13 protein-coding genes are annotated in these 11895 nt (G+C 70.7%); 6 read left to right on the top strand and 7 right to left on the bottom strand.

What is annotated here, in order from left to right; genetic code table 11:
* Window positions 1-31: 31 nt before the first annotated feature.
* From A5787_RS09355 to A5787_RS09340, 4 genes are all read right to left on the bottom strand, one after another.
* Window positions 32-670 carry a DUF2561 family protein gene (locus A5787_RS09355; protein WP_066965047.1) on the bottom strand — a complete coding sequence of 213 codons (639 nt, stop codon included), beginning with the start codon at window positions 668-670 and terminating at the stop codon, window positions 32-34.
* Entirely contained in the window at window positions 670-1473 is an 804-nt protein-coding gene (locus tag A5787_RS09350; RefSeq protein ID WP_066965044.1) for an MmpS family transport accessory protein, read from the bottom strand. The genes A5787_RS09355 and A5787_RS09350 overlap by 1 nt, the downstream gene beginning before the upstream one ends.
* Before the next feature lie 181 nt (window positions 1474-1654).
* On the bottom strand, window positions 1655-2074 hold the full coding sequence (locus A5787_RS09345; protein WP_066965042.1) for a cytochrome c oxidase subunit 4: 420 nt from the start codon (window positions 2072-2074) through the stop codon (window positions 1655-1657).
* Between the two features lie 13 nt (window positions 2075-2087).
* Window positions 2088-3185 (bottom strand): cytochrome c oxidase subunit II, encoded by a 1098-nt coding sequence (locus A5787_RS09340; RefSeq protein ID WP_082977138.1) that lies wholly within the window; start codon window positions 3183-3185, stop codon window positions 2088-2090.
* Window positions 3186-3318: 133 nt separating this feature from the next.
* Here A5787_RS09340 and asnB point away from each other — a divergent pair, with 133 nt between their 5' ends.
* A complete protein-coding gene (gene asnB, locus A5787_RS09335) occupies window positions 3319-5283 on the top strand; it encodes an asparagine synthase (glutamine-hydrolyzing) (RefSeq protein ID WP_066965039.1) in 1965 nt (654 codons plus the stop codon).
* Window positions 5284-5307: 24 nt separating this feature from the next.
* On the opposite strand, the gene A5787_RS09330 is transcribed toward asnB, so the two are convergent.
* Window positions 5308-6282, bottom strand: coding sequence for a carbohydrate kinase family protein (locus A5787_RS09330; RefSeq protein WP_066965036.1), 975 nt, complete (start codon window positions 6280-6282; stop codon window positions 5308-5310).
* Window positions 6283-6468: 186 nt separating this feature from the next.
* On the opposite strand from A5787_RS09330, the gene A5787_RS09325 reads away from it, so the two are divergent.
* Window positions 6469-7122 (top strand): hypothetical protein, encoded by a 654-nt coding sequence (locus A5787_RS09325; protein ID WP_066965033.1) that lies wholly within the window; start codon window positions 6469-6471, stop codon window positions 7120-7122.
* A gap of 10 nt (window positions 7123-7132) precedes the next feature.
* Here the strand turns inward: A5787_RS09325 and A5787_RS09320 are convergent, their stop codons facing one another.
* Together A5787_RS09320 and A5787_RS09315 are read right to left on the bottom strand one after the other, a co-directional pair.
* Complete coding sequence (locus tag A5787_RS09320) at window positions 7133-7492, bottom strand: iron-sulfur cluster assembly accessory protein (RefSeq protein WP_066965030.1); 360 nt, start codon at window positions 7490-7492, stop codon at window positions 7133-7135.
* 58 nt (window positions 7493-7550) lie between these two features.
* The gene (locus A5787_RS09315; RefSeq protein WP_066965100.1) at window positions 7551-8627 is read right to left on the bottom strand and encodes a glycerate kinase; all 1077 of its coding nucleotides are present in this window, start codon (window positions 8625-8627) and stop codon (window positions 7551-7553) included.
* Window positions 8628-8809: 182 nt separating this feature from the next.
* On the opposite strand from A5787_RS09315, the gene A5787_RS09310 reads away from it, so the two are divergent.
* Genes A5787_RS09310 through A5787_RS09295 form a run of 4 tightly spaced genes read left to right on the top strand, consistent with a single transcriptional unit; the run spans window position 8810 to window position 11851 of the window.
* Window positions 8810-9493: a DUF3043 domain-containing protein gene (locus A5787_RS09310; RefSeq protein ID WP_066965029.1), complete on the top strand. Its 684-nt coding sequence runs from the start codon at window positions 8810-8812 to the stop codon at window positions 9491-9493.
* 26 nt (window positions 9494-9519) lie between these two features.
* Entirely contained in the window at window positions 9520-10056 is a 537-nt protein-coding gene (locus A5787_RS09305) for a bifunctional adenosylcobinamide kinase/adenosylcobinamide-phosphate guanylyltransferase (protein WP_066965026.1), read from the top strand.
* Window positions 10053-11120, top strand: coding sequence for a nicotinate-nucleotide--dimethylbenzimidazole phosphoribosyltransferase (gene cobT / locus A5787_RS09300; protein WP_197507029.1), 1068 nt, complete (start codon window positions 10053-10055; stop codon window positions 11118-11120). The genes A5787_RS09305 and cobT overlap by 4 nt, the downstream gene beginning before the upstream one ends.
* On the top strand, window positions 11117-11851 hold the full coding sequence (locus A5787_RS09295) for an adenosylcobinamide-GDP ribazoletransferase (protein ID WP_066965099.1): 735 nt from the start codon (window positions 11117-11119) through the stop codon (window positions 11849-11851). Before cobT ends, A5787_RS09295 begins: the two co-directional genes overlap by 4 nt.
* The last annotated feature ends 44 nt before the right edge of the window (window positions 11852-11895 follow it).

Raw genomic sequence — 11895 nt, 5'->3', positions numbered from 1 at the left:
TCGCAGGTTTGTGTGGCGCGGGCCCGCAGGGCTAGCTGTTCTGAACGCCGCGCAGCTGGCGGATGTGCAGCCACTCCACCACCGGCATCGCCGCGGTCACGACCCCGGCCACCGCGTAGACCACCCACGACGGGCCGTCGTCACCGACGGCCATCAGGTACGTCGCCGTCGCGGCCGCAACCAGCGCGGCGCCCATCGTGCAGGCGAGAATGACCGTGCCGCGCAACCAAACCCGATCCACGGCGGTGCCGGACCACTGCGCCGCCGCCTCCCCCGCCTGCACCCTCGGCTGGCGCGCCCGCTCGGCCGCGGTGCGCGGCGCGGGGGCCATGAGGCGCACCGGGGGGCGCTGCACGGCGCGCGCCGGAGCCCCCGGCCGGGTTGCGGGCTCGATCAGGCCCATCCGACGGGCCCGCAGCAGCACCGGGATCGCCCCCGCGATGATCAGCGCCGAGACGATGATGACGGCGTACAACACCCACGGGGTGTGCGAGCCGCCGGCCGTCTTGTGGTAGCCCCGGCCCAGGTCGGCCAGGGCGACGGCGGCAGCCACGCTGACGCCCAGCAACACCAGCCAGACCGCGGCGCAGGCGCCGAGCAGGAGCCGGTCGATGACGTCGGGCGGGATGGTGTCGGAACCACGCCGGTAGGCCGAGTATCTGCTGACCATCAGCAGCTCGTCTGCGGTGAGTCGTTGTTGTTCGACGACAGCACCGTTCCGTCGCTGGTGGTGATCGAGCAATTGAGCCGGCTGACCCGGAAGAGGCTGGAGGCCTGGACCGATCCGACGTCGGAGGTGGAGATCGGCGTCACCGTCATCGACCACGGGATGTACACGTTGTGCTGGGTGCGGGACCGGCCGGACGCGTCGACGTAGGTCACCGAGATGATGTCACCCGGCGCCTTGGTGCCGGTCACCGAATAAGTCACCTGCCGCGGCCCGGTCGCCGTCGTCGTCGGCGGAGGCGGCGCGGCCGCCGTCGAGGTGGCAGGCGGCGGAGCCGGTGCCGGCGCGGGCGGCGGTTTGGTGGTCGTTATCTCGTCCTGCGGCGGCGGCGCCGACGGGGTGGTCGTGGTGGCGGGGTTGGCCAGCTTGTTGGTGTCGGTGCGCGTGACCAGCAGCGACACCGAGACCACCAGCGCGATCGCGGCCACGATGGCGGCGATGCCCACCACCCACGGCCAGCGCGGGGCGCGGTGTTCGTCGTCCGCGTCGGCGGACTCGTCGTAGCTGTCGTAGTCGTACAGCCGCAGATCGGCCGGCAGGTAGGGGCCGCTGAGGAAATGCTCGGATTCGGGGGCCGAATAGGCCCGCGAGTATGCGTCCGTCTGGCCGGTCTGGTCCGCCGCCGCGATCTCCGCGCTGTCGTCGACGGGTCCCAACTCGTCATGGGGTTCGACGGTCTCGTGTCCCAATTCTTCGCCGGAGTCCGGTTCGCCTGGTTCGGTTCCCGGGGGATTCGGCCCGCTCATAGTTGCCTGCCCTGTCCAACTGCATCACCAGCGCGCGGGGCTCCGCGAGTGCCTCGTTGCGCGCGCGCTGGGGAGTTTCTCATATGCCTGGGCAAACCCTACCGAACCGAACAGAGCGGGATGTCTTGGCAAACGGGCCACCGATCAACTGGTGGCCTGATTGTGACCTTCGAGTCGCAAATCAGTGCTTCTCGGGGCCCGTGTAGTACTCGAAGACCAATCCGCCCGAGGTAGCGAGGATGAACACCACCCCGGCAACGATCAGCCACGGCAGCCACAGCGCGATGCCGGTCGCGGCCACCGCGCCCGCCAGCGCGATCAGGATCGGCCACCAGCTGTGCGGGGCGTAGAACCCCAATTCCCCAGCGCCGTCGCTGATCTCGGCGCCCTCGTAGTCCTCGGGCCGGGTGTCCAGCCGGCGCGCGACGAACCGGAAGAAGGTCGCCGTGATCGACGCCAGGCCACCGGTCAGGGCCAGCGCGGTGGTACCCGCCCACTCCTCACCGCCGGTGGCGTACAGCGCGGTCAGCACGCCGTAGAGCACCGCCGCCAGCAGGAAGAAAACGGCGATGAATTCGAACAGCCTCGCTTCGATGTGCATTGAGCGTCCTCACCTACTGGCTAGTGGTCGATTCACCGCGGCGGGTATCGAACGGGTGGGTGGTTACCGCCACCGGCGATTGCGCGATCCCCTGCAGCGCCTCGGCGTTGGACTTCCCAGCGATCCGCTGCTGCAGGTAGGCCTTGAAGTCGTTGGGCGCCACCACCCGAACCTCGAAGTTCATCATCGAGTGGTAGGTGCCGCAGAACTCGGCGCAGTGACCGACGAACGCGCCGGTCTTGGTGATCTCTTCGACCTGGAACACGTTGACGGAGTTGTTGGCCTTGGGGTTGGGCATCACGTCGCGTTTGAACAGGAATTCCGGCACCCAGAAGGTGTGCACGACGTCCGCGGACGCCAGCTGGAATTCGATGCGCTTGCCGGCCGGCAGCACCAGCACCGGAATCTCGGTGGACGTTCCCAGGATCTCGACCTTGTCGAAGTTCAGGTAGGTCCGGTCCTGGGGATTGAGCCCCCGCACCGCCCCGAGACGCTCCTCGCCGTGGGCGTCCTTGCCTTCGGGCTTGGACACCATCGCGGCCTTGCGCGCGGGGTCGGCGCCGTCGTAGGTCAGCGTTCCGTCCTTGAAGTTGACGCTCTGATAGCCGAACTTCCAGTTCCACTGGAAGGAGGTGACGTCGATCACGACCTCGGGGTCCTTGGCCAGGTGCAGCATCTTCTCCTGCACCACCACGGTGAAGTAGAACAGCACCGAGATGATGAGGAACGGCGTCACGGTGAGCACCAGCTCAAGGGGCATGTTGTAGCCGAACTGCCGGGGCAGCTCGGTGTCGGTGGCCTTCTTGCGGTGGAACGCGGACGACCAGAAGATGAGCCCCCACACGATGACCCCGACGACCAGGGAGGCGATCACCGCTCCGACCCACAGCTCCCGGTTGACGTGGGCCTGCGGGGTGATGCCCTCCGGCCAACCCAGGCCGATCGCCTCCGACCAGCTGCATCCGCTCAGGGTGACCGCCAGCACGCCCAGCGTCGCGGCGAACGCCAGCGGCCGCAGACGACGGGACAGACCCCGGTGGGCTACCCCGGACCGGCGCTGGAACCTGGCCTGCGACAAGCGTTGCGAACGGACCTGCTCGCGAGGTGTCACGTTGGCGCCTCCATGCTCGGATATCGAATACTACGCAGCGTAGACCACGCCGGTGAGGCCGGCGACGAAACCCCGGCCGGTCCGGGGCGTGCGGCGCCACGGGCGGCGGTCAAGTGCGGCATACTGGGGCGCCGTGTGTGGTCTGCTGGCATTCGTCGCGGCCCCGGCCGATAGCCCGGGCGCCGACGGCGTGGCGGCCGCGGCCCAGGCCGACGGGGCCATCTCCCGCTCGCTGCGCCTCATGCGCCACCGCGGACCCGATGAGCCGGGGGGTCTGTTTGACCCAGACGCCGACGGAGCCGTCGTGTTCGGCTTCAACCGGCTGTCCTTCATCGACATCGCGCATTCGCATCAGCCGCTGCGCTGGGGGCCGCCGGAGGCGCCCGACCGCTACGTGCTGGTGTTCAACGGCGAGATCTACAACTACCTGGAGCTGCGCGACGAACTGGCCACCCGGCACGGCGCCGCGTTCGCCACCGACGGCGACGGCGAGGCCATCGTCGCCGGCTATCACCACTGGGGCACCGACGTGTTGGCCCGGCTGCGGGGCATGTTCGCGTTCGCGCTGTGGGACACCGTCACCCGCGAATTGTTCTGCGCGCGTGACCCGTTCGGCATCAAGCCGCTCTTCATGGCCACCGGCACCGGCGGCACCGCGGTGGCCAGCGAGAAGAAATGCCTGATGGACCTGGCCGACCTGGTCGGGTTCGACACCGGCCTCGACGAGCGGGCGGTGCAGCACTACACGGTGCTGCAGTACGTGCCGGAACCCGAAACGCTGCACCGCGGGGTGCGCCGGCTGGAGTCGGGCTGCTACGCCCGCATCCGGCCCGGGGCGGCGCCGGAGATCAGCCGCTACTTCGTGCCGCGATTCGCCGCCACGCCGATCGCCGGCGACACCGAACAGGCCCGCTACGACGAGATCACCGCGGTGCTCGAGGACTCGGTGGCCAAGCACATGCGCGCCGACGTCACCGTCGGGGCGTTCCTGTCCGGCGGCATCGACTCCACCGCGATCGCGGCGCTGGCCATCCGGCACAACCCCCGGCTGATCACGTTCACCACCGGCTTCGAGCGCGAGGGATTCTCCGAGATCGACGTGGCGGTGGCCTCGGCCGAGGCGATCGGTGCGCGCCACATCGCCAAAGTCGTCAGCCCGGATGAATTCGTCGCCGCCCTGCCCGAGATCGTCTGGTACCTCGACGAGCCGGTCGCCGACCCGGCGCTGGTGCCGCTGTTCTTCGTCGCCCGCGAGGCCCGCAAGCACGTCAAGGTGGTGCTGTCGGGCGAGGGCGCCGACGAGCTGTTCGGCGGCTACACGATCTATCGAGAACCGTTGTCGCTGAAGCCCTTCGACTATCTGCCGCGGCCGCTGCGCCGTTCGGTGGGCAAGATGAGCAAGCCGCTGCCGGAGGGCATGCGCGGCAAGAGCCTGCTGCACCGCGGATCGCTGACCCTCGAGGAGCGCTACTACGGCAACGCCCGCAGCTTCTCCGACGCGCAGTTGCGGGACGTGTTGCCCGGGTTCCGCGACGAGTGGACCCACACCGACGTGACCGCATCGGTGTACGCCGAGTCGGCCGGCTGGGACCCGGTGGCCCGCATGCAGCACGTCGACCTGTTCACCTGGTTACGCGGCGACATCCTGGTCAAGGCGGACAAGATGACGATGGCCAACTCGCTGGAGCTGCGGGTGCCGTTCCTGGATCCCGAGGTGTTCGCCGTCGCCTCGCGGCTGCCGGTCGAGGCCAAGATCACGCGCACCACCACCAAGTACGCCCTGCGGCGCGCGCTGGAGCCGATCGTTCCCGCGCATGTGCTGCACCGGCCCAAGCTCGGCTTCCCGGTGCCGATCCGGCACTGGCTGCGCGCGGGCGAACTGCTGGAGTGGGCCTACGCGCTGGTGGACTCGTCGCAGGCCGACCACCTGGTCGACCGCGGCGCGGTGCGCCGGATGCTCGACGAGCATCGAAGCGGCGCAAGCGATCACAGCCGCCGGCTGTGGACGGTGCTCATCTTCATGCTGTGGCACGCGATCTTCGTGGAGCACAGCGTGGTGCCCCAGATCAGCGAGCCCGTCTACCCGGTCCAGCTCTAGCCCAGGCTCGCTCGCGAAGACGAGCTAGGCCAGGACCGCGGCGATCTCGGCGGCCGCGTCCTCGCCGTAGGCACCCGCCAGCCGGGACTTCGCGACCTCATGGTCCCAGGCCCACTCCTGCGTCCCGGTGGACTCCAGCACCAGCACGGCCACCAGCGAGCCCAGCTGCGCCGAACGCTCGAGGCTCAGGCCCGCGCTGCGCCCGGTCAGGAAACCGGCCCGGAACGCGTCGCCGACGCCGGTCGGGTCGGTCTGACTGGTCTCGGGCACCACGCCGACGTGCGTGGTCGTGCCGTCGCGCTCCACGATGTCCACGCCCTTGGCGCCCAGCGTCGTCACCCGCAGGCCGACCTTGCCCTGCACATCGGCCTCCGACCAGCCGGTCTTGGACAGCAGCAGCTCCCACTCGTAGTCGTTGGTGAACAGGTAGGCCGCACCGTCGACGAGCTTGTCGATGTCTTCCCCGGACAGGCGGGGCAGCTGCTGGGACGGGTCGGCGGCAAACGGCAAGCCGAGCTTGCGGCACTCCTCGGTGTGCACCACCATCGCGTCGGGGTCGTTGGCCCCGATGATGACCAGGTCCGGCTTACCCACGGACGACACCACGTCGGCGAGCTTGATGTTGCGGGCCTCCGACATGGCGCCCGGGTAGAACGACGCGATCTGGGCCATGTCGACGTCGGTGGTGCAGGTGAAGCGCGCGGTGTGCGCCGTCTCGGAGATCAGGACGTTGTCGCAGTTGACGTTGTGCGACACGAGCCATTCGCGGTACTCGGCGAAGTCGTCGCCGGCCGCACCGACCAGCGCGACGTCGCCGCCCAGCACGCCGATGGCAAAGGCGATGTTGCCCGCCACGCCGCCGCGGTGAATGACCAGGTCATCGACCAGAAAGCTGAGCGACACCTTCTGCAGGTGCTCGGGGAGCAGCTGCTCGGAGAAGCGGCCGGGGAACCGCATCAGATTGTCGGTCGCAATCGAACCTGTCACCGCGATCGTCACGAAATCTCCATCCGTCGTTAGTAAGGTTATCTAGCTTACTCAGGCGCATCTGGCGTCGTCGCGTCATGGTCCGGGCAAACTCGTGCGCTAGCCTGCCTAGGAAATGAGACGTCGCCGGGACGCCGGCCTCGGGCCCGTCGGGCCCCGGCGCGTTCATGGTCCCGACCACCACCGTAGGAGAACCACATGGCAGGTCCGCACCCGCCGGACCCCACCGTCGGCGCCACCGGACCAACGCCCCACGCGGAGTCCCAGCCGCTCGAGTTCCCCAGCCAGCCTGTCGCCGGCGCCCCGCCGACCCACCACGCGGCCAATTACGGCGGCCAACCGCCCCCGGTCCCCTACCCGACGGGGCGGCCCAAGCGGCGGCTGCTCATCGGGGTGCTGATGGCCGTCGCGCTGGTCGCCGCGACGACGCTGGCGATCGCGTACGGGGTTCGCACCAACGGGGCCAATACCGGCACCTCGTTCTCCGAGGGCGCCGCCAAGACGGCGATTCAGGACTACCTGGACGCGCTCGAGCACCGGAACATCGACGTCATCGTTCGCAACGCGCTGTGCGGCATGTACGACGCGGTGCGCGACAAGCGGTCCGACGTGGCGCTGGCCAAAATGAGCAGCGACGCCCTGCGCAAGCAGTTCTCCGACGTCCAGCTCGTGTCGGTCGACAAGATCGTCTACCTGTCGCAATACCAGGCGCAGGCGCTGTTCACCATGCGGGTGTCGCCGGCGGACGGGAGCCCGGCGCGCAGCGACGTGCAGGGCATGGCCCAGCTGCTGTTTCAGCGCGGCCAGATCATGGTGTGTGCGTATGTGCTGCGCACCGGCGGCTCGTACTAGGGCCGGCCGATCAGTTGAACGAGTCCCCGCACGCGCACGAACCGGTCGCGTTGGGGTTGTCGATGGTGAAGCCCTGCTTCTCGATGGTGTCGACGAAGTCGATGGACGCGCCTTCGACGTAGGGCGCGCTCATCCGGTCCACCGTCAGCTTTACGCCACCGAACTCCCCGGTCAGGTCGCCGTCCAGCGTCCGGTCGTCGAAGAAGAGGTTGTAACGCAGGCCGGCGCATCCGCCCGGCTGGACCGCGATGCGCAGCGCCAGGTCGTCACGGCCCTCCTGGTCCAGCAGGGACTTCGCCTTGGTAGCGGCGGCTTCGGTCAGGATCACGCCATGCGTCTTGGCGGTCGTCGACTCGTTTTGCACCGTCATTGCTTCTCCTACTTAGCTCATGGTCGGGCGCGACCCGCACCGGGGACGACCCACTGCCTCAACGGTACATTGCGGGACCGCTATTCCCGAGTCGCGCCGCGACCTCGGAGGCCAAACCCATGAGCTGGTTGGCCGCGTCGGCCTGCGCCAGCCGCACCGAACCGGCGTAATCGGCGATGGACAGCGCGGACATGATGCCCGACGAGCGCACCGCGGAGTTTTCCAGCCCGACCTGGCCGGCGAGGACGATCACCGGGATTCCCAGCGGACCGGCCGATTCCGCGAGGCAGCCGACCACCTTGCCGTGCAGGGACTGCTCGTCGAAGCGGCCCTCACCTGTGACGATCATGTCCGCCGTCTCGAGATCGTCGGCCAGGTGGGTGTGCTCGGCGATGATTTCCGCGCCCAACTCGCACCGGCCGCCGAGCGCCAGCAGCCCGGCGCCCAGACCACCGGCGGCGCCCGCGCCCGGCTCCGAGCTCACGTCCCGCCCGGCCGCCGCTTCCAGTTCGATCGCCCACGCCTCCAGGCGCACCTCGAGGGCGGCGACGGTGGCCGTGTCCGCGCCTTTCTGCGGCCCGAACACCCTGGCCGCCCCCCACGGACCCAGCATCGGATATTCGGTGTCGGTGGCCGCGATCAGGTCCACGTTCGTCATCGCGCGCTGAGCCTCTTTCAGCCCGCCCAGCTGGGTGATCATTCCCTTGCCCCCGTCGGTGCAGGCGCTGCCGCCCAGCCCTACCACGATGCGGCGCGCCCCGACCCGCAGCGCCTCGGCGATGAGCTGCCCGACGCCGCTGCTGTCGGCCGCCAGCGCGGTTTCCGGGGTGGGCGGACCATCGAGCAGGGCGAGGCCGCACGCCTGCGCACACTCCAAGTAGGCGGTCGACGAGCGGCGGTCGAACACCCACTCGGCATCCACCGCGGTGTCCAGCGGTCCGTACACCGTCACCCGCCGCTTCTGCCCCAGCCGGCCGGCCAGCACCTCGATGAAGCCCGGGCCGCCGTCCGACTGCGGGGCGACGATGAAGCGGTCGCCGGGACGCGATCGGGTCCAGCCGGTCGCGATGGCGGCGGCGGCCTGCACGGCGGACAAGCTGTCCCCATAGCAATCCGGGGCGACCAGAACCTGCATGGCGGGCAGCCGCAGACGGCCGGGTGCGAGGCCATCATCCGAGGCCATCGTGCCGTCGTCCATCACAGGTAGCCATTCATCACAGTCAAGCGTAGGTGCAAGCGTCACGCTGGCGCATGGCTAACAACGACGCATTCCGGGGCCGTTACCAGGCGATCCCTGCGGGAAGTAACCTGGCCACTGTGAAGCTGATGGGCCGCAAGAAGGGCCAGGACGACGACCTCGAAGGGTCCGCCGGGGTGCCGGCGGACGTCGATGCTGCCGGCTCCGCGGACGCCGCGGCGCGCCGGACCGGCCCCAAGGGCCGGCCCACGCCCAAGCGCAGCGAGGCCCGGCGCAACCCGAGGAAGGGCCCCGTCGCGCCGGCGCCCATGACCGCGTCCGAGGCGCGGGCCCGCCGGAAATCGCTTTCCGGCCCCAAACTCAGCCGCGAGGAGCGCCGGGCCGAGCGGACCGCCGGCCGCGCGCGCATGACGGATCGCCGCGAACGCATGATGGCCGGCGACGAGGCGTACCTGTTGCCACGCGATCAGGGACCCATCAAGCGCTACGTGCGCGACGTGGTGGACTCCCGCCGCAACCTGCTCGGCCTGTTCATGCCGGCGACGATGCTGTTGCTGTTCGCCTCCTTCGGCGTCCAGCAGCTGCAGTTCTACGCCTCCCCGGCGATGCTGGTGCTGATGGTCGTGATGGGCGTCGACGGGGTGCTGCTGGCGCGCAAGGTCAGCAAGCTGGTGGACGCGAAGTTCCCAGACAACACCGAAAGCCGTTGGAGGCTAGGCATTTACGCCGCGGGCCGGGCCTCACAGCTGCGCCGGATGCGGGCGCCCCGGCCCCAGGTCGAGCGCGGCAGCAGTGTTGATTAAGCGGCGCCCGAAAGCCGCCTGATCCGGTGCGCACCCTGGTGCTCGGCGGAATCAGGTCCGGGAAGTCCCGCTGGGCCGAGGAGGCCATCGCCACGTCGCTGCCGCCCGGCGAGCCGGTCCGCTACCTGGCGCCCGGGCCGGCAGGCGGGGCCGACGCGGACTGGGCGGACCGGGTCGCGCGGCACCGCGACCGCCGGCCCGCCCATTGGTCCACGGTCGAAACCGACGATGTCGCAGGCCAATTGCGCCAGTCGCCGGGTGCCCCGACGCTCGTCGACGACCTCGGCGGCTGGCTGACCGGCGCGCTGGACCGCAACGACGCGTGGGCCGACGGGCCGGTGACGGCCCCCATCGAAGCGATGCTGGCCGCCGTGGGCGCGTTCGGTTCCACGCTGGTGCTGGTCAGCCCGGAGGTCGGGCTGACCGTGGTACCGGCCACCGCATCCGGTCGCCGATTCGCCGACGAGCTGGGCAGCCTCAACCAGCGCGTCGCAGAGCTGTGCGATCGGGTGGTGCTGGTGGTGGCCGGCCAGGCGGTGCAGATCAAGCCGTCGGGGACCTGATGGAATTCGCCCCGGTACCGCCGCCCGACGCGGGCGCCGCCGCGGCCGCCCGCGCCCGCCAGGAGACGCTGACCAAGCCGCGCGGCGCCCTGGGCCGCCTCGAGGACCTCTCGGTCTGGGTCGCATCGTGCCAAGGGCAGTGTCCGCCAAAGCAATTCGAGCGCGCCCGGGTGGTCGTCTTCGCCGGCGACCACGGGGTCGCGCGGGCGGGGGTGTCGGCGTACCCGCCGGAGGTCACCGCCCAGATGGTCGCCAACATCGACGGCGGCGGCGCGGCGATCAACGTGCTGGCCGGCGTCGCCGGCGCGACGGTACGGCTGGCGGACCTGGCCGTCGACGCCGAGGCGGCCTCCGAGCGGATCGGCGCCCACAAGGTGCGGCGCGGCAGCGGCGACATCAGGACCACCGACGCCCTGTCCGAGGGTGAGACGATCGCCGCGATCGCCGCGGGCCGGGTCATCGCCGACGAGGAGGTCGACGCCGGCGCCGACCTGCTGATCGCGGGCGACATGGGGATCGGAAACAGCACCGCGGCGGCGGTTTTGGTGGCGGCGCTCACCAACGCCGAGCCGGTCGCGGCGGTCGGCTTCGGGACCGGGATCGACGACGCGGGGTGGGCGCGCAAGACGGCCGCGGTGCGCGACGCCCTGTTCCGGGCGCGGCTGGTGCTACCCGACCCGGTCGGGCTGCTGCGCTGCTGCGGCGGCGCGGATCTGGCCGCGATGGCCGGGTTTTGCGCCCAGGCCGCGGTGCGGCGCACCCCGCTGCTGCTCGACGGCGTGGCGGTGACCGCCGCGGCGTTGGTCGCCGAGCGACTCGCGCCCGGCGCGCGGCAATGGTGGCAGGCCGGTCACCGATCGACGGAGCCGGCCCACGAGCTGGCCCTGGCGGCCCTCGAGTTGGACCCGATCCTGGACCTGCGGATGCGCCTCGGCGAGGGAACCGGCGCCGCGGTCGCGCTGCCAGTGCTACGCGCGGCGGTGGCCGCGCTGTGCTCCATGGCGACATTCTCGGAAGCCGGGGTGGCCGGGGCGGCCGGCCCCGGCGCGCCGCCACCGTCGTGATGCGCTCGGTGGCAACGGCTTTCGCGTTCGCAACGGTGCTACCCGTGCGGGGCAACGCCCCGATGGGCCGCGGCGCGATGACCGCGCTGCCCGTGGTCGGCGCCGCGCTGGGCGCGTTGGCTGCGGGCGTGACATGGTGTGGCGCTTTGGTTTTGGGTGCGTCCAGCCCGCTGCCCGGGGTGCTCGCCGTGGCGGCGCTGCTGCTCGCCACCCGCGGGCTGCACATCGACGGCGTCGCCGACACGGCCGACGGGCTGGGCTGTTACGGCCCGCCGCAGCGCGCGCTGGCGGTGATGCGCGACGGGTCGACCGGGCCGTTCGGTGTGGCGGCGGTCGTGTTGGTGATCCTGTTGCAGGGGCTGGCCTTTTCGGCGCTGCAACCGTCGGCCATCGTCCTGGCGGTGCTCGCCGGCCGGGTCGCGGCCGTGCTGGCCTGCCGACGGTCGGTGCCGGCGGCCGAGGGCAGCGCGCTGGGGGCCCGGGTGGCGGGGAGCCAGCCCGCGCCGGTGCTGGCCGCCTGGTTCGCCGCGCTGCTCGCCGTTTCGCCGCTGGCGGGTGCGCGGCCGTGGCAGGGACCGGTCGCGGTGCTGGTGGCCCTGGGCTGCGGCGCCGCGCTGGTGCGGCATTGCGTGCGCCGGTTCGGCGGCATCACCGGTGACGTGCTGGGCGCCGCGATCGAACTCACCACGACGGTCAGCGCCGTGGCGCTGGCGGCGCTCGTCCGCATTTAGCCGTCGACCGTCGAGTTGTTGCGCGAATTTGCCACATTTCGGCC

The organism is Mycobacterium sp. 852002-50816_SCH5313054-b (genome assembly GCF_001667185.1).
In the GTDB taxonomy this organism is placed as follows: Bacteria; Actinomycetota; Actinomycetes; order Mycobacteriales; family Mycobacteriaceae; genus Mycobacterium.
The sequence above is the reverse complement of the archived record's forward strand: the minus strand, read 5'-3'. Positions and strand labels throughout refer to the sequence as shown.